The sequence below is a fragment of the Corynebacterium sp. USCH3 genome, assembly GCF_037619475.1.
Classification (GTDB): domain Bacteria; phylum Actinomycetota; class Actinomycetes; order Mycobacteriales; family Mycobacteriaceae; genus Corynebacterium.
The window spans coordinates 524,008-541,496 of record NZ_JAQPZT010000001.1 but is presented as its reverse complement, the minus strand read 5'-3'; the positions used below and the strand labels follow the sequence as shown (position 1 = coordinate 541,496).

The 17,489-nt window shown below is 69.6% G+C and carries 15 protein-coding genes; 4 read left to right on the top strand and 11 right to left on the bottom strand.

What is annotated here, in order from left to right; genetic code table 11:
- Positions 1 to 34 precede the first annotated feature (34 nt).
- From tal to pgl, 4 genes are read left to right on the top strand one after another with little or no spacing between them, the layout of a single operon-like run.
- Positions 35 to 1,129: a transaldolase gene (gene tal, locus PQI66_RS02540; protein ID WP_339995764.1), complete on the top strand. Its 1,095-nt coding sequence runs from the start codon at positions 35 to 37 to the stop codon at positions 1,127 to 1,129.
- Complete coding sequence (gene zwf / locus PQI66_RS02535) at positions 1,126 to 2,661, top strand: glucose-6-phosphate dehydrogenase (RefSeq protein ID WP_339995762.1); 1,536 nt, start codon at positions 1,126 to 1,128, stop codon at positions 2,659 to 2,661. Before tal ends, zwf begins: the two co-directional genes overlap by 4 nt.
- Positions 2,661 to 3,713, top strand: coding sequence for a glucose-6-phosphate dehydrogenase assembly protein OpcA (locus PQI66_RS02530; protein ID WP_339995760.1), 1,053 nt, complete (start codon positions 2,661 to 2,663; stop codon positions 3,711 to 3,713). The genes zwf and PQI66_RS02530 overlap by 1 nt, the downstream gene beginning before the upstream one ends.
- A complete protein-coding gene (pgl, locus tag PQI66_RS02525; RefSeq protein WP_339995758.1) occupies positions 3,710 to 4,513 on the top strand; it encodes a 6-phosphogluconolactonase in 804 nt (267 codons plus the stop codon). Before PQI66_RS02530 ends, pgl begins: the two co-directional genes overlap by 4 nt.
- Positions 4,514 to 4,757: 244 nt before the next feature.
- On the opposite strand, the gene secG is transcribed toward pgl, so the two are convergent.
- From secG to ribH, 11 genes are all read right to left on the bottom strand, one after another.
- Positions 4,758 to 4,997: a preprotein translocase subunit SecG gene (secG, locus tag PQI66_RS02520; protein ID WP_038548547.1), complete on the bottom strand. Its 240-nt coding sequence runs from the start codon at positions 4,995 to 4,997 to the stop codon at positions 4,758 to 4,760.
- Positions 4,998 to 5,078: 81 nt separating this feature from the next.
- Positions 5,079 to 7,871, bottom strand: coding sequence for a phosphoenolpyruvate carboxylase (gene ppc, locus PQI66_RS02515; RefSeq protein ID WP_339996006.1), 2,793 nt, complete (start codon positions 7,869 to 7,871; stop codon positions 5,079 to 5,081).
- 99 nt (positions 7,872 to 7,970) lie between these two features.
- Positions 7,971 to 8,753, bottom strand: coding sequence for a triose-phosphate isomerase (gene tpiA / locus PQI66_RS02510; RefSeq protein ID WP_339995757.1), 783 nt, complete (start codon positions 8,751 to 8,753; stop codon positions 7,971 to 7,973).
- Between the two features lie 12 nt (positions 8,754 to 8,765).
- A complete protein-coding gene (locus tag PQI66_RS02505) occupies positions 8,766 to 9,977 on the bottom strand; it encodes a phosphoglycerate kinase (RefSeq protein WP_339995755.1) in 1,212 nt (403 codons plus the stop codon).
- Between the two features lie 147 nt (positions 9,978 to 10,124).
- Complete coding sequence (gene gap / locus PQI66_RS02500; protein ID WP_339995754.1) at positions 10,125 to 11,132, bottom strand: type I glyceraldehyde-3-phosphate dehydrogenase; 1,008 nt, start codon at positions 11,130 to 11,132, stop codon at positions 10,125 to 10,127.
- Positions 11,133 to 11,209: 77 nt separating this feature from the next.
- Entirely contained in the window at positions 11,210 to 12,265 is a 1,056-nt protein-coding gene (gene whiA, locus PQI66_RS02495) for a DNA-binding protein WhiA (protein ID WP_339995752.1), read from the bottom strand.
- Positions 12,249 to 13,343, bottom strand: a complete 1,095-nt coding sequence (locus PQI66_RS02490; RefSeq protein WP_339995750.1) for a gluconeogenesis factor YvcK family protein — start codon at positions 13,341 to 13,343, stop codon at positions 12,249 to 12,251. The genes whiA and PQI66_RS02490 overlap by 17 nt, the downstream gene beginning before the upstream one ends.
- Positions 13,340 to 14,284, bottom strand: coding sequence for an RNase adapter RapZ (gene rapZ, locus PQI66_RS02485; RefSeq protein WP_339995748.1), 945 nt, complete (start codon positions 14,282 to 14,284; stop codon positions 13,340 to 13,342). Before rapZ ends, PQI66_RS02490 begins: the two co-directional genes overlap by 4 nt.
- A 9-nt stretch (positions 14,285 to 14,293) precedes the next feature.
- Positions 14,294 to 16,387, bottom strand: coding sequence for an excinuclease ABC subunit UvrC (gene uvrC / locus PQI66_RS02480; protein ID WP_339995746.1), 2,094 nt, complete (start codon positions 16,385 to 16,387; stop codon positions 14,294 to 14,296).
- Between the two features lie 19 nt (positions 16,388 to 16,406).
- Positions 16,407 to 16,928: a PH domain-containing protein gene (locus tag PQI66_RS02475; RefSeq protein WP_445227980.1), complete on the bottom strand. Its 522-nt coding sequence runs from the start codon at positions 16,926 to 16,928 to the stop codon at positions 16,407 to 16,409.
- A gap of 67 nt (positions 16,929 to 16,995) precedes the next feature.
- Positions 16,996 to 17,478 (bottom strand): 6,7-dimethyl-8-ribityllumazine synthase, encoded by a 483-nt coding sequence (ribH, locus tag PQI66_RS02470; RefSeq protein WP_339995744.1) that lies wholly within the window; start codon positions 17,476 to 17,478, stop codon positions 16,996 to 16,998.
- Positions 17,479 to 17,489: the final 11 nt, after the last annotated feature.

The following is a 17,489-nucleotide window of genomic DNA, read 5'->3' as shown; positions in this document are numbered from 1 at the left end:
ACACCCCCAAGCCCAGAAAGCTGGTTGATCACCCGTGAACCATGTAACTGAACTCGCCGCCGCCGGTACCTCCGTGTGGTTGGACGACCTGTCCCGTGACCGCCTCACCACCGGCAACCTCGCCGACCTCATCAAGGACGCCGGCATCGTCGGTGTCACCACCAACCCGGCGATCTTCGCCAAGGCGATGTCCGCCGGCACGGCGTACGACGCGCAGGTCGGCGAGCTGAAGGACGCCGGGGCGGACGTGACCGACGCCGTGTTCGCGATGGCCGTCGACGACGTCCGCGACGCCTGCGACACGTTCGCGCCGGTCTACGAGTCCTCCGGCGGAGTCGACGGCCGGGTCTCCATCGAGGTCGACCCCCGCCTGGCCGACGACCGCGACGGCACCGTGGCGCAGGCGAAGAAGCTGCACGCCGACGTCGCCCGTGACAACGTGATGATCAAGATCCCCGCCACCGCCGCCTGCCTGCCGGCGATCACCGAGGTGCTGGCCGCCGGGATCAGCGTCAACGTGACCCTGATCTTCAGCGTCGAGCGCTACCGCCAGGTCATCGACGCCTTCATCGAGGGCATCTCCCGGGCGCAGGCCAACGGCCACGACATCACCACGATCCACTCGGTCGCCAGCTTCTTCGTCTCCCGTGTCGACACCGAGATCGACCGTCGGCTCGACGAGATCGGCACCGCCGCGGCCCTGGCCGTGCGGGGCAAGGCCGGACTCGACAACGCCCGCCTGGCCTACGAGGCCTTCGCCGGCGACCTGCTGCAGGACTCCCGCTGGCAGCAGCTGCAGTCCGCGGGTGCGCACCCCCAGCGTCCCCTGTGGGCCTCCACCGGCGTGAAGAACCCCGACTACCCCGACACCCTCTACGTCACCGGACTCGTGGGTCCGCAGACGGTGAACACCATGCCGGAGGACACCCTCAACGCCACCATCGACCACGCGTCGGTGAGCGGGGACACGCTCAGCGGGACCGGGGACGACGCCCGCGAGGTCTTCGCCGCGCTGGAGGACCTCGGCGTGGACCTCAACGACGTCTTCGCCGTCCTCGAACACGAGGGCGTGGAGAAGTTCGTCAGCTCCTGGCAGGAGTTGCTCGACACCATCGGGGAGCGTCTGTGAGTTCCGAGTCCCCGGTGTGGGAGAACCCCCTCCGTGATGCGGCGGACCACCGGGTCCCCCGGATCGCCGGGCCCAGCGGCCTGGTGATCTTCGGGGTCACCGGCGACCTGGCGCGACGCAAACTCCTGCCGGCGGTCTACGACCTGGCCAACCGGGGCCTGCTGCCCGCGGGGTTCAGTCTCATCGGGTACGGTCGCCGCGACTGGTCGAAGGAGGACTTCGAGGCAGAGGTCCTCGACGCGGTCCGTGAGCGGGTACGCACCCCCTGGCGGCAGGCCGTCTGGGAACAGCTGGCCGCAGGTATCCAGTTCGTCAAGGGTGACTTCGTCACCGACTCCGCCTTCGACGACCTGGCCGCGATGACCCGCCGTATGGACGAGGAACGTGGCACCGGCGGCAACTGGGCGTACTACCTGTCCGTGCCTCCCCAGTACTTCTCCGAGGTCTGCAACCAGCTCGAGCGCTCCGGCCTGGCGGATTCCACCGACGGCTGGAAGCGCGTGGTCATCGAGAAGCCCTTCGGTCACGACGAGGAGTCGGCCACCGAGCTCAACCGCATCGTCAACTCCGTCTTCCCGGAGTCCTCGGTCTTCCGGATCGATCACTACCTGGGCAAGGAGACCGTCCAGAACATCCTGGTGCTGCGGTTCGCCAACCAGATGTTCGAACCCCTGTTCAGCTCGGGCTACATCGACCACGTGCAGATCACGATGGCCGAGGACATCGGGCTCGGTGGCCGCGCCGGCTACTACGACGGCATCGGCGCGGCCCGCGACGTGATGCAGAACCACCTGCTGCAGTTGCTCGCCCTGGTGGCGATGGACGAGCCGGTGACGTTCTCCCCCGACGAACTCAAGGCGGAGAAGCTCAAGGTCCTCAAGGCGACCCGTCCGGTCGGCCCGTTCGCGCAGACCACCGCCCGTGGCCAGTACACCGCCGGGTGGCAGGGCTCCGAGTTCGTCCCCGGGCTGCGTGACGAGGAGGGCTTCGACCCGGCCTCCACCACCGAGACCTACGCCGCGGCGACGTTCGAGATCAACTCGCGACGCTGGGCCGGGGTGCCGTTCTACCTGCGTACCGGCAAACGGCTGGGCCGGCGCGTCACGGAGATCGCCCTGGTCTTCAAGGACGCCCCGCACCAGTCCTTCAGCCCGGACCAGACCGAGGCGCAGAAGTCGAACGTCCTGGTCATCCGGGTCCAGCCCGATGAAGGGGTACTCCTGCGGTTCGGGTCGAAGGTCCCGGGATCGGCGATGGACGTCCGCGACGTGAACATGGACTTCTCGTACTCGGAAGCCTTCACCGAGCAGTCGCCGGAGGCCTACGAGCGGCTCATCCTCGATGCACTCCTCGACGAGGCCAGCCTCTTCCCCACGAACGAGGAGGTCGAGGAATCCTGGCAGATCCTGGACCCGGTCCTGAACTACTGGGCCACCGCCGGTCGCCCGGAGGACTACGAGTCCGGCACCTGGGGCCCCTCCAGTGCCGACCGGATGCTGTCCCGACACGGCAGGAAATGGAGGCGTCCCTGATGCCGTCGAAGACTTTCACCGATACCGGCGACAACGCCGCCGTCGTGGACCTGGGTACCACCACCACCCACGAACTGACCGACCAGCTGCACCGGTTGCGCGAGGAACGCGGCGAGATCGCCACGGGACGGGTGCTGACCCTCATCGTCTCCGTGCGTTCGGAGGAGGACCTCGACACGGTGGTCAACGCCACCGTCGCGGCCTCCCGTGAGCACCCGGCACGCGTCATCTTCGTCGTCCACGACCGGTTGACCTCCGAGGTCAGCATGGACGCCGCCATCCACCTGGGTGGTACCGCGGGTGCCTCGGAGATGATCCTCATGCGGTTGCACGGCGCGCTCGCCGACCACGCGGACAATGCGGTCACTCCCCTGCTGCTCCCGGACACCCCGGTCGTGGTGTGGTGGCCGTTCACCTCCCCGCGGAACCCTGCCGCTGATCCGCTGGGTGCGCTGGCGACACGTCGGATCACCGACAGTTTCGCCGACGCGGCCGCCGGGCGGGGAACCGAGGCGATCTTCCGTCGCCGTATCGGCTACTCCCTGGGCGACTCGGACCTGGTGTGGAGCCGGATCACCCCGTGGCGTGGGCTGCTGTCCAGCGCCCTCGACCAGCGGGCCGGGGACACGATCCGTTCCGCGGAGGTCTCCGGTCCCGCCGACGACCCCGCCGTCGACATCGCCGCCGGGTGGCTCGCCGACCGGCTCAACGTCCCGGTCACCCGGTGCGCCGACGGTTCACCGGCGGTTCCGGTCGACGACGACGGTGAACCGATGTCGCCGATCCAGCGCACCGTCATCTACTGTGCGCAGGGCACCGTGGAACTCACCGTGCTCAACCACCGTTCCGTGAGGGTGAGCACGGGTGTCGGCACCGACACCGTCGTCAACCTCTCCCGGCGTCAGGTCGGTGACTGCCTGGCGGAGGAGCTGCGGCACCTGGAACCGGACCGCGCCTTCGGCCAGGCACTGCACGGCCTGCCCCGCGTCCGGACCCCGCGGGACGGTATGAGCGCCTCGATCCCCTTCTCCGCCCAGGAGAGCACCCGATGAGCGACGGCCGCAACCTCGAGGTCAGAGGATGGACGACCGCTGACGACCTTGCACAGGGCGTGGCGCGGGAGATCGTCGAACTCGTCGCCGCCGTCCAACGCGACGGAGGGGTCAGCGACGACGGGTACGCCCGTGTCGTGCTCACCGGAGGTGGCGCCGGCGGTGCGGTCCTGCGCGAACTCGCCGCACTCGACCACGCTGCCCGTCTCGCCGCCGACTCCTTCCCGGTGACCTCGGTCGACTGGAACAAGGTGCACGTCTTCTTCGGCGACGAGCGATTCGTCCCGTCGGGAACCACCGGCGCCACCGCCCGCAACGACGAGCTGGCGGACGCCGAACTCCTCTCCCACGTGGGGGTTCCCGAGGTGAATGTCCACCGGGTCGGCGTCCCCCGCGACGACGAACCCGCCGACGGGTCGGGGTTGGACGCCGCTGCCGTGGACTACGCCGAGGCAGTGGCCGCATTCGCCCCTGACGGCTTTGACCTGCATCTGTTGGGCATGGGGCCGGAGGGGCACGTGAACTCCCTGTTCCCGCACACCGACGAACTCACCCCTGAACCCGGGACGCTGGTCGTCGCGGTACGTGACTGCCCGAAACCCCCGGACGAGCGGGTGTCGCTGACGCTCGAGGCGGTCCATTCCTCGGCAGAGGTCTGGCTCCTGGTCACCGGCGAGGCCAAGCGGCAGGCCGCCGGCGAGGTCGTCAGCGGTGCGGACCCGGCCCAGTGGCCCGCCGCCGGAGTGTCAGGGTCCCGACGGACCGTCCTGCATGTCGACGCGGAGGCGGACCCCCGCTGAGACGGCCGGCCAGTCCGGTCGGCCCGTTCAGCCCTTTCAGACCGGGGTCCTCGACCCCGGCGTCGGCGATTACGCCTGAGGTCGGGTAGGGACCGGGAAACCCCCAGGTCGCGGTCGGCGGGCGGCGTAATCGGTGACCTGCTCATCCGGTGACTCCCCCCGGGGCCGACCGGACCAGCGCCCCACACAGCGAAAGGCCGCTCCCCGGTTCGGGGAGCGGCCTTGTCGTGTGTCCGGCTGTCGGTCAGCCCACGTTGTAATGGACGACCAGGTTCAGCCCGACGATGGCGGCGATCCAGATCACGGCGGTGGTGACCGTCAACCGGTCGAGGTTCTTCTCCACGACCGTGGAGCCGGACAGGCTCGACTGCATACCGCCACCGAAGAGGCTGGACAGACCGCCACCCTTCCCCTTGTGGAGAAGAACGGACAGCCCCAGGATGAGGCTGGTGACCACCAGAACGATCTGGAGGGAGAGAACCATGCGAACTGCCTTACGTCGGTCGGGTCCATGCGATAACCACACCATCATAGCCCAACTCGGGTGTCCGGGACACCCGCGACACTACCCGGAGTTGCGCAGTCCGGTCGCCAGCCCGTTCATCGTCAACCGGATGCCGTCGAGGACGTCCTCGCTGCGGTCCCCGGCACGGTAGCGGCGCAGCAGTTCCAGCTGGAGCAGGTTGAGCGGCAGCAGGTACGGGAACCGGTTGCGCACGGACAGCGCCAGTGCCGGGTTGTCCGCGAGCAGACTGTCCTGGCCGGTGATGTCCAGGCACATCTGCAGGGTCAGGTGGAACTCGTCGACGATGGTGTCGTAGATGCGCCCGGCGTCGTCGGCGTCCGGCACCAGCTGTGAGTAGAGCTTCGCCACGGACAGGTCGGCCTTGGCCATCACCTGCGCCATGTTCGACAGCACCGAGCGGAAGAACGGCCAGGTGCGGTGCAGCTCACGCAGGTACTCCAGCCGGTCTGTACCGTCTGTACCGCCTGTGCCTTCCGCGCCGTCCCCGGCGGCGATCCAGTCCCGCAGGGCCGAGCCGACCCCGAACCACCCCGGCAGCATGATGCGTGACTGCGACCAGGACAGCACCCACGGGATGGCCCGGAGGTCGGCGATGCTGCTGGTCTGCTTGCGCGAACTGGGCCGTGAGCCGATGTTGAGGTTGCCGATCTCCGCCAGCGGTGTCGAGGAGGTGAAGTAGTCGATGAAGCCGTCGTCCTCGTGCATCAGCGAGGAGTAGGCCGACCGTGAGAGCTCGGCGATCTCCCGCATGGCCGCGTAGGCCCGGTCGGGGTCGTCGGTGCGGTCGACGGGCAGCAGACTCGCCTCCAGCGTCGCCGACACCAGGGCCTCGAGGTTACGCCGGGCGACGGACGGCACACCGTACTTCGCGGAGATGATCTCCCCCTGCTCGGTGATCCGGACGCTGCCCTGCACCGCGCCGTCGGGCTGGGCGAGGATCGCCTCGTGGCTCGGCCCGCCGCCACGACCGACGGTGCCGCCACGGCCGTGGAACAGCCGCAGACCCACCCCGGCCTCGCGGGCGGCGGCGACGAGCGAGAGTTCGGCGTCGTAGAGGCCCCAGTTCGCCGCGAAGTAGCCGCCGTCCTTGTTGGAGTCGGAGTAGCCGAGCATGATCTCCTGGACCCCGCCCCGTCGGGTCACGTAGTCGCGGTAGAACCGGTGTCCCCACAGGTCAGCCATGACCGCGGCCCCGTGGGCGAGGTCGTCGATGGTCTCGAACAGGGGGATCACGTCGACCCCGCCGGTGACCACCCCGTCGGTGACGTCGATGAGGCCGACCTCCTTGAGCAGGATCATCGGTTCGAGGATGTCGGAGACGCTGGACGCCATGGAGATGATGCAGTGGGGCACGGCCTCGGGACCCAGCCGGTCGACGGCGTCTGCGGCGGCCCGGAAGATCCCCAGTTCACGTTCCGTCGCCTCGCTCCAGCGCGCCCGCGGGTCGGTGAGCGGGCGTGGCGACTGCAGCTCCCGGGTCAGCAGCTCGACGCGGTCCTGTTCGTCGAGGGTGGCGTAGTCGGCGCCGTGGTCGGTGACGCCGGCGTGGGTGAACATCTCGGTGAGGATGCTCTCGAAGCTCTCGGAGTTCTGCCGCAGGTCGAGGCTGCTGAGGTGGAAGCCGAAGGAGCGGGCGGCGGCGATGACGGTCGCCAGCCGGTGGTCGGCGATCAGGTCGTCGGCGCTGGCGCGCAGTGACGCGTCCACGGTGTGCAGGTCGGTGAGGAAGTCGGTGGCGTCGGCGTAGGGCTGATGCGGTCCGAGGGGGTCGGTGTCCGGGTGGACGATGTCGCTGAGCCGGGCGCCGGCGGTCGCGGCGATCCGCCCGCGGATGCCGTGGACGGCGCGTCGGTAGGGTTCGTCGACGCGGGACGGCACGTCGTTGTGCCCCTTCCCGGCGAGTTCGTCGAGCTCCGGGGTGACGCTGGTGAGCCGGCTGGAGAGACTGAGCTCGTGCTCGAGGTCGTGGAGTTGGCCGAGGTACCAGTCGAAGACGGTCTGGGCGGCCCGGGAGGTCGCGTAGTCGACGGTGTCCCCGGTGACGAAGGGGTTGCCGTCGTGGTCGCCGCCGATCCAGCTGCCGGGGCGCACCACCGGGGTCGACGGGACGTCGGCGCCGTACCGTTCCCGCAGCTCGCGGGTGACCCGCTGGTTGATCTGCGGGATCTCCTGCAGCAGGCTGATGGTGAAGTAGCGCAGTCCGACGTTGATCTCGTCCTCGATGCGGGGCCGGACCGAGCGGATCAGTGCGGTCTGCCACAGGATCGTGACACGACGACGGATGTTGCGGTCGATGCCGGCGAGGCGTTCGTCGCTGCGGGCGGTCCGGCCGGCGGTGAGGATGCGCCCACGGTTGCGCATCAACCGGGTGATGTCCCACTGCACGTCGAAGACGGTGCGGCGACGGGTCTCGGTGGGGTGGGCGGTGAGTACGGGGGCGACGTAGGCGGAGTCCATCACCGCGGACACGTCGTCGGCGGTCACCCCACCCTCGTCGAGGAACTGCCAGGTGGCCTGCAACGTCGCCCGGTGCGGGGGCTCGCCCTCGTCGGCGAGACGCTCACGCAGGCGTTCCTCGTGGAGGTCCTCGGCAAGGTTGGCCAGCAGAGCGAAGTGGGAGAACGCGCGGATCAGCGGGAGGGACCGCTCCGCCGGAAGGTCCCGGAGCCGGTCGGCGAGGTCGGAGAGGTTGCCGTCGCCGTGCCGGACGCTGAACGCGGCTCTGCGGGTGTCCTCGACGAGCTCGAGGACGTCCTCCCCCTCCTGCTCCCGGATGACGTCGCCGAGGATCGCGCCGAGGTACCGCAGGTCCTGGCGCAGCCCGGGGACGATCTCCGGCTCGTCGCGGACGGGCGGGACGACGGGGATGGCGGTGCCGGGCACCGTCGAGTCAGAATCATCGCGGGGGGAAGTCATTCCCCCATTGTGCCTCTAGCTGCCGGCCTTCGCAGCGGCAGCGCACAGGCGTGCGAAATCCTCGCCGTCGAGGCTGGCGCCTCCGACGAGCCCGCCGTCGACGTCGGGCTGGCCGACGATCTCGGCGACGGAGTCGGTCTTCACCGAGCCACCGTAGAGGATGCGCATGCCGTCGGCGATCGTCTGATCGGCCAGCTCGGCGACGAGTCCACGGATCGCCGCGCAGACCTCCTGGGCGTCGGCGGCGGAGGCGACCTTGCCGGTGCCGATGGCCCACACCGGCTCGTAGGCGATGACGACGCGGCCGAGCTCGTCGGTGGACAGGCCCTCCAGCGAGGCGCGGGTCTGGTCGACGACGTAGCTGACGTGCTCACCGGACTCGCGGACCTCCAGGGGCTCGCCGACGCACACGATCGGGGCGAGACCGGAGTCGAGGGCGGCCTTGGCCTTCGCGGCGACGGTGGCGTCGTCCTCCCCGTGGTACTGACGACGCTCCGAGTGCCCGACGACTGCCCAGCTGCAGCCGAGTTTGGCGAGCATCGCGGCGGAGACCTCACCGGTGTAGGCGCCGGACTCGTGGACGGAGACGTCCTGGGCACCGTAGGTCAGCGGGATCTTCTCGCCGTCGACGACGGTCTGCACGCTGCGGATGTCGGTGAACGGCGGGATCACGGCGACGTCGACGTGCTCGTAGTAGTCCTTGGGCAGGGCGAAGGCGAACTTCTGGACCACCTGGATGGCCTCCAGGTGGTTGAGGTTCATCTTCCAGTTGCCGGCGATCAGGGGGGTACGTGACATGGTGGGTGCTCCTCAGTTCTCGAGAACGGTGATACCGGGCAGTTCCTTGCCCTCGAGGAACTCGAGGGAGGCGCCGCCACCGGTGGAGATGTGGCTGAAGCCGTCCTCGTCGAGGCCGAGGGTGCGCACGGCGGCGGCGGAGTCACCGCCACCGACGACGGAGAAGGTCCCGGCGCCGGTCGCGGAGATGATGGCCTCGGCCACTCCCCTGGTGCCGTCGGCGAAGGCGGGGAACTCGAAGACGCCCATCGGGCCGTTCCAGAACACGGTCTTCGCGGCACCGAGGGTGTCGGCGAAGGCGGCGACGGAGTCCGGTCCGATGTCGAGACCCATCTGGCCGTCGGGGATGGCGTCGGCGGCGACGGTGGTGGCCGGAGCGTCCGCGGCGAACTCGGGGGCGACGACGACGTCGGAGGGCAGGGAGATGACGTCACCGAAGCGGGACAGCAGGTCGCGGCAGGTGTCGATCATGTCCTCCTGCAGCAGCGAGGTGCCCACGGAGTGGCCCTGCGCGGCGAGGAAGGTGAAGCACATGCCGCCACCGATGATCAGGGTGTCGACCTTGGGTGCGAGCGCCTCGATGACACCGAGCTTGTCGGAGACCTTCGAGCCGCCCAGCACCACGGCGTAGGGCTGCGACGGGTTCTCGGAGACGGTCTTGAGCACCTCGAGTTCGGACTGGACCAGGCCGCCGGCGTAGTGCGGCAGCAGCGCCGCCACATCGTAGACGGACGCCTGGCGGCGGTGCACCACGCCGAAGCCGTCGGAGACGAAGGCGCCGTTGTCGCCGGTGAGGGCGGCGAGCTCACTGGCGAAGGCCTGGCGCTCGGCGTCGTCCTTGGAGGTTTCCCGGGCGTCGAAGCGTACGTTCTCCAGCAGGAGGATGTCGCCGTCGTTGAGGCCGTTGGCACGCTCGTGGGCGTCCTCGCCGGTGACGTCCTGCGCCAGGGGCACCCACTGGTCGAGACGCTCGGCCAGTGCCTCGGCGACCGGTGCCAGGGAGAACTCGGGGTTGGCCTCGCCCTTCGGGCGGCCGAGGTGGGCGGTGACGATCACGCGGGCGCCGGCGTCGATCAGGCGGCGCAGCGTCGGGACGGAGGCGTCGATGCGGCCGGGGTCGGTGATGTCACCGTCCTTGAGCGGGACGTTCAGGTCGGCGCGGACGAGGACGTGCCGTCCCTCGACGCCGTCGGCGAGGAGGTCGTCGATGGTCTTCACGGTCATGGGTTCAGTCTCCTGGGGTGCGAAAACAAGAAAGTACGGACAAAAGTACGGACACACTGCTGACAGGGTGACGGCGGGTCGGCATGTGCCGACCCGCCGTGGGACCGGTGGAACCGGCCGGTACGTCTACCAGACTACTGGACGGTCCTAGAGCCGCTCGCCGACGTAGGCGGCGAGATCGACCAGGCGGCGGGAGTAGCCCCACTCGTTGTCGTACCAGGAGACGACCTTGACCTGGTTGCCGATGACCTTGGTCAGCCCGGAGTCGAAGATCGAGGAGTGCGAGTCGCCGACGATGTCGGTGGAGACCAGCGGCTCACCGTCGGAGTAGGCCAGCACACCCTTGAGCTCACCCTCGGCGTGCTTCTTGATCGCGGCGTTCACCTGGTCGACGGTGACCTCGGAGGAGGCCTCGAACGTCAGGTCCGTGACCGAACCGGTGGGCACCGGCACGCGCAGTGCGTAGCCGTCGAGCTTGCCCTTGAGCTGCGGGAGCACCAGGGACACGGCCTTGGCTGCACCGGTGGAGGTCGGCACGATGTTCAGGGCCGCGGCGCGGGCGCGACGCAGGTCCGAGTGGGGGGCGTCGTGCAGGCGCTGGTCGCCGGTGTAGGCGTGGATGGTGGTCATCAGGCCCTTGACGATGCCGAACTCCTCGTCGAGCACCTTGGCCATCGGTGCGAGGCAGTTGGTCGTGCACGAGGCGTTGGAGATGATCGCGTGGTTCGCCGGGTCGTAGTCGGTGTGGTTGACACCGACGACGAAGGTGGCGTCCTCGTTCTTCGCGGGGGCGGAGATGATGACCTTCTTCGCGCCGGCGTCGATGTGCGCCTTGGCGGCGTTCGCGTCGGTGAAGAAACCGGTGGACTCGATGACGATGTCGACGTCCAGCTCGCCCCACGTGAGGTTCTGCGGGTCACGCTCGGCGGTGACGACGATGCGCTTGCCGTCCACGGTGATGGACTCGTCGTCGTAGCTGACCTCGGCGTCCAGACGCCCCAGGATGGAGTCGTACTTCAGCAGGTTGGCCAGGGTCTTGTTGTCGGTGAGGTCGTTGAAGGCGACGACCTCGAGGTCTGCGCCGCTTTCGCGGAGAGCGCGGAAGAAGTTCCGGCCGATCCTGCCGAACCCGTTGATTCCTACCCGTACCGTCACGATGAAGCTCCTGTTCTCGATGAGTGGTGAGTTGCCGTTGTCCAGACTACCGCGGAATCGGGCAGGGTGCCGGGGGCCTATTCGCCGCCGGGGTCGGACGAGGTGATCCGCTTATCGCCGCCGTCGGCCCCCTCGCCGGGAGCGTCGATATCGTCGAGGTCGAAGATGTCGTCGGTCACGGCGGCGTGGGTGTCGGGCATGCCGAGCTCGGTGGCACGCTGGTCGGCCATGGTGAGCAGGCGGCGGATCCGGCCGGCGACGGCGTCCTTGGTCATCTGCGGCTCGGCGAGCTGGCCCAGCTCCTCCAGGGACGCCTGGCGGTGCTGCACGCGCAAGGTACCGGCCTGCACCAGATGGTCGGGGACGTCGTCGCCGAGGATGGTCAGGGCACGGTCCACCCGGGCCGCGGCGACGACTGCGGCGCGGGCGGAGCGGCGCAGGTTGGCGTCGTCGAAGTTGGCCAGCCGGTTGGCGGTGGCGCGCACCTCGCGGCGCATGCGCTGCTCCTCCCAGTCCAGGCGGGTGCGCTGCGCCCCCATCCGGGTGAGCAGGTCGCCGATGGTCTCGCCGTCGCGGATGACCACCCGGATCACCCCGCGGGTCTCCTTGGTCTTCGCGGTGACCCCGATCCGTCGGGCCGCCCCCACCAGGGCGAGTGCGGCCTCGTTGCCGGGGGTGGTGACCTCCAGTGAGGACGAGCGGCCCGGCTCGGTCAGCGAGCCACGGGCCAGGAACGCGCCCCGCCACGCCGCGGTGCACTGGTCGGCGGTCCCGCCGATGATGTACGGCGGCAGTCCGCGCACGGGGCGTCCCGCGCGGTCGATCAGACCGGTGCGTCGGGCCAGCTCGGTGCCGCCGTGCGCCCAGCGCAGGACGTAGCGGGAGGAGTTGCGTAGGTTGCCTCCCCCGACGACCTGCAGTTCGGCGGTGAGGTCGAAGAGCTCCTCGACGACGCGGGAGACCCGTCGGGCGGTGGCACCGCTGTCGACCTCCGCCTCCACGACGATCTGCCCGGCCACCAGGTGCAGGCCCGCGCAGTAACGCAGCAGGCCGGAGACCTCGGCGGTCATGACCTCCGGGCGGGTCTCGGTGACCCTGGCCAGCTCATCCTTCACCTCAGACGTCAGTGCCACTGTGGCTGTCGCCCCTTTCCTCCGGGTGCCCCGGCTCGTCGTGTGTACCGGGTGATCCTACCGTGGCGGTGGTGGGACGTTCCCAGTCGGCGAGCTCGCGCAGCACCGCGGCGAGCTTCTCCGAGGAGTGCCGGTCGGTCCACCGGCCGCGGTCGTCGTCCTCCCGCACGTCGCGGTAGAGCACGGTGGCGCCCAGCCGGGCGGCGGCGCGTTCCATGTGGCGGCGTTCATTGCCGGGCAGCAGGACGGAGGTGTCGACGACGACGACGTCGACGGTGAGGCTGGGACAGTGCTGCAGCAGCATGTGGATGTGCCGCTCCATGGAGAACCCGCTGGTCTCCCCCGGTTCGGCGACGAGGTTCATGATCACCGCACGGGTGGCGGTGGTCTCGGCCAGCGCCTCGACGATGCCGGGCATCAGCAGGTGCGGGATCACCGAGGAGAACCACGACCCCGGGCCGAGGGTGACCAGGTCGGCGTCGAGGATCGCCTGGACGGCCTCGGGCGAGGCCTCGGGGTTCTGCGGGATCAGCCGGACCCGGCGCACCTGCCCCAGCGTGGAGGCGACGGCCACCTGGCCACGGACGGAGTTGACCTCACGCGGGTCGTCGCCGATGCCCTGGACCTCGGCCTCCAGGTCGAGCGGCTCCGGGGACATGGGCAGGACGCGCCCGCGGATGCCGAGCAGGTCGCTGAGTTCGTCGAGGGCCTCGATACTGGAGCCCAGGACCTCGGAGAGCCCGGTGAGCACCAGGTTGCCCACCGCGTGGCCGGCCAGTGCGCCGTGGCCGGAGAAGCGGTGTTGGAGGGTACGCTCCCACAGGTGGCCGCGGGGGGTGTCGCGGACCAGCGCGGCCAGGGCCATGCGCAGGTCGCCCGGCGGCAGGGATCCGAGTTCGCGGCGCATCCGCCCCGAGGAGCCGCCGTCGTCGGCGACGGTGACGACGGCGGTGACGTAGTCGGCCGCCGCCCGTGCCGAGCGCAGGGTGGCGAACAGGCCGTGGCCCCCGCCGAGCGCGGTGATACGTCCGAGGGGGACGTCGGTGGGGTCGGTGGGATCGGGTGTCGTCTCGCTCATGCGGTGGCTCCCTTACCGGCGCTGGTCCGCCCGGGTCGTCCGGGTTCGAGGTCTCGGTGGATCGTGCGGACGTCGAGGTCCGGGTTGGCCGCGAGGCGGGCGGCGATGGCCTCGGCCACCGCCGGGCTGCGGTGCTGGCCGCCGGTGCAGCCGATGGCCAGGGTGATGAACCGCTTGCCCTCCCGCCGGTAGCCGGGCAGAGCGGTGGTCACGATCTGTTCCAGCAGGTCGAGGTACTCCGTCGCCTCCGGACGGGACAGGACGAAGTCGGCGACGGGGGTGTCCAGCCCACTGTAGTCGCGCAGCTCCTCCTCCCAGTGCGGGTTCGGCAGGAACCGGGCGTCCATCATGATGTCGACGTCGCGCGGGGCACCGTTCTTGAAGCCGAAGGACTGCACGGTGATATGCTCCCGCCGGTCCGACAGGGCCTCGAAGTAGCCTTCGAGGTTACGCCGCAGGTCGTGCACGCTCGTGCCCGAGGTGTCGACGACGAGGTCGGCGCGCTGCCGGATGCCCTCCATCATCTCGCGTTCCCGGTCGATGCCGGCCTGCAGGGTCTCACTGCCCTGCAGCGGGTGGGTGCGCCGGACGCGGCCGTAGCGGCGGATGAGGGTGCGGTCGTCGGCGTCGAGGTAGAGCACCACGGGGCGCCGGCCGGAGTCGTGCAGACTGGAGAGCACCTCGGTGAGTGAACCGACGAAGTCGCGGGAGCGCACGTCGGTGACCACGGCCAGGCGTTCCACCGGGGAGTCGGACTCGAAGCTGAGCTCGACCATGCGCATGATCAGCTCCGGCGGGAGGTTGTCGGCGACGTACCAGCCCAGCTCCTCCAGGACGGTGGCGGCCTCCTTACGGCCGGCACCCGACATCCCGGTGATGAGGACCAGCGACGCCTCCTGCTGGTCAGGTCGCGTTCCCGTGTCTCGGGTGGCATCGTTCATGCCACGATTCTAGACCGAACCCTCCGGTTGCGTCAGGGCGTCGATGACCGCTTCGGCGAGCGCCGGTCCGAAGCCCGGCACCTGCGATATTCCCTCCACACCGGCCTCACGGACCTTGGCCACCGAGCCGAAGGTCTTCACCAGTTCGGCCCGCCGCTTCGGGCCCAGTCCCCTGACCTCGTCGAGGGCGGAACGGGTCATCCTCTTGCCGCGGCTGGCGCGGTGGAAGGTGATCGCGAAGCGGTGCGCCTCGTCGCGCAGCTGCTGGATGAGGTACAGCGCCTGCGAGTTGCGGGGCAGGATCACCGGGTACTCGTCGCCGGGCACCCACAGTTCCTCGAGGCGTTTGGCCACCCCCACCAGGGTCACGTCGGTGACCCCGAGCTCGTCGAGGACCTCCTGGGCGGCATTGACCTGCGGCTTGCCGCCGTCGACCACGAAGAGCTGCGGCGGGTAGGCGAACTTCCTCGACCCGGCCTCGGCCTGCTCCACGGTGACCTCGCCGTCGAGCAGGTCGCCGCCGTCGTCCCCCTCGGGCACGGCGGTGCGGTCCTTGTGGTGGCGTTTGAAGCGTCGTCGGACGACCTCGGCGATCGAGGCGACGTCGTCGGAGTGTCCGTCACCGGCGGCCTCCCGGATGCGGTACCGGCGGTAGTCGGACTTCCGCGGTAGTCCGTCCTCGAACACGACCAGGCTGGCGACGACGTCGGTGCCCTGGATGTGGGAGATGTCGGTGCACTCGATGCGCAGCGGCGAATCGTCCATCCACAGGGCCTCCTGCAGTTCCTGCAGCGCGGCCGAGCGGGTGGTGAGGTCACCGGCGCGGGCGATCTTGTGCTGGCGCAGGGCCTGGGTGGCGTTGGTGGTGGCGGTCTCCATGAGCGAGCGTTTGTCGCCGCGCTGGGGCACGCGCAGGGTCACCCGTGCCCCGCGCAGGACGGTGAGCCAGTCGGTGAGCCGGTCACGGTTGGTCGGCAGCACCGGCACGAGGATCTCGCGGGGCACCGGCTCCAGGGTCACGCCGTCGGGTTCGCTGACGCGGGAGTTCCCGCCCACCGCGGACTCGGTGGCGTTGGCCAGTTCGGCGTTCTCGCCGTAGAACTGGGTGAGGAAGTCCTCCAGCAGGGTGGGCCAGGTGGTGTCACCGGCGTCACCTGCGCCGTCGGCGCCGTCGGCACTGCCGGAGCCGTGGGTAGCACCGTCGATGCTGTCGTCGGTGGAGGCCTTCTTCTCCACGACCCAGCCGCGCTGGCCGCGGATACGTCCACCGCGCACGTGGAAGACCTGCACGGCAGCCTCCAGTTCGTCGCTGGCCACGGCGACGAGGTCGGCGTCGGTGTCGTCGGAGAAGACCACGGACTGCTTCTCCACGGTCTTCTCCATCGCCCCGAGCTGGTCGCGCAGGGAGGCGGCGCGTTCGAAGTCGAGGTTCTCGGCCGCGTCGGTCATCTCACCGCGGACGTCACGGATCACCCGGTCGGTGTTGCCGCCGGCGAGGAAGGAGCAGAACCCGTCGACCAGCTCCATGTGCTCCGACGACGAGATCCGGCCGACACACGGTGCCGAGCAGCGGTCGATGTAGCCGAGCAGGCACGGACGTCCCAGCTGTTCATGTCGGCGGTACACCCCGGCGGTGCAGGTGCGTACCGGGAAGACGCGGGTCAGGGACTCCAGGGTGTCCCGGATCGCCCAGGCCTTGGGGTACGGCCCGAAGTAGCGCACGCCCTTTTTGCGCGGGCCCCGGTAGAGGAACGCCCGGGGGAACCTCTCCTTCACGCTCACCGCGAGCATGGGGTAGGTCTTGTCGTCCCGGTACATCACGTTGAACCGGGGGGCGAACTTCTTGATCCAGGTGTACTCGAGGTTCAGTGCCTCGATCTCACTGGCCACCACGGTCCACTGCACGTGGTCGGCGGTGTGCACCATGGTGCGGATACGTGGCTCGAGGTGCCCGGGGTCCTGGAAGTAGTTGGACAGCCTGCTCCGCAGGTTCTTCGCCTTGCCGACGTAGATGACGCGGTCGTCGGAGTCACGGAACGTGTAGACCCCCGGGCTGGTGGGGATCGTTCCGGGGGCGGGGCGGTAGGAGGCGGGGTCGGCCATGGACTCGAAGCCTACCCTCCTACTCGTCGGGCATGTAACGGTCCTCCAGGACGCGGAAGTCCTCCACCTTCGATGCGATCGTGGACTTGTCGGCGACCTGGAAGGCCATCATAGGGACGAACTCGAAGTCCGGCAGCTCCAGCCGCGCCCAGCGGGCGTTGCGGGGGAAGGAGAGCCCGTGGATGATCGACCAGCGGTAGAACTGGGCGCCGAAGATGTTGCGGACCTCGACGCCGTCCTCGTTGACGCGCACCCGGGGGCGCAGCAGCATCAGGACGACGCCGGAGATGATCATCCCGATGCCGATGAACGCCCACTGGTCAACGGCGCTGACGGTGGCCCCGGTGTCCCCCACCCCGGAGACGACCGCCATGAAGATGTGCACGGCCATCACCACCACCGCGCCGATGACCGCCCACCAGCGCAGGCTGGTGGAGGTGACGGTCAGCAGCCACTCCCCCTGCCGGTTCTTCCTGCCCTGGGGTGCCTGGTCTGCTCCGTCGGACACGGCGGTCTTGGACACTGATTCAGAGCTGCTCACGGCTCACCAGCCTACCCCTGCGGTTCGACGACGACGAAACTGGAAACCGAACGCCCCGTGCGGGGCACTACCTCGCCGAGCGGATGTCGCGCAGCACCAGCAGGGAGTGCAGGGCGGCGCGGGCGGCATCGGCGCCCTTGTCCTCCACCGCACCGTCGCCACCGGCACGGGCGACGGCCTGCGCCTGGTTCTCCACGGTGAGCACGCCGTTGCCGACCGGTTTGCCGGAGTCCAGTGACACGCGGGTCAGCCCGTAGGTCACCGCGTTGCAGACGTGGTCGAAGTGGGCGGTCTCCCCGCGGATCACGCACCCGTTGGCGACGACGGCGTCGAACTTCTTCGCCGCCTCCGCGGCGACGACCGGCAGCTCGACGGCCCCGGCGACGCGCCACTGGCCCACGTAGGCACCGGTGTCGCGCAGTGCAGACATGGCGTGGTCGTGCAGCCGGTCGGTGATCTCGGCGTTCCAGGACGCGGTGATCACGGCGATCCGGTAGCCCGCACCGGAGTCACGGGTGAGGGAGATGTCGGCGAGGCCGTCGGAGGGCATGGGGTCTCCTA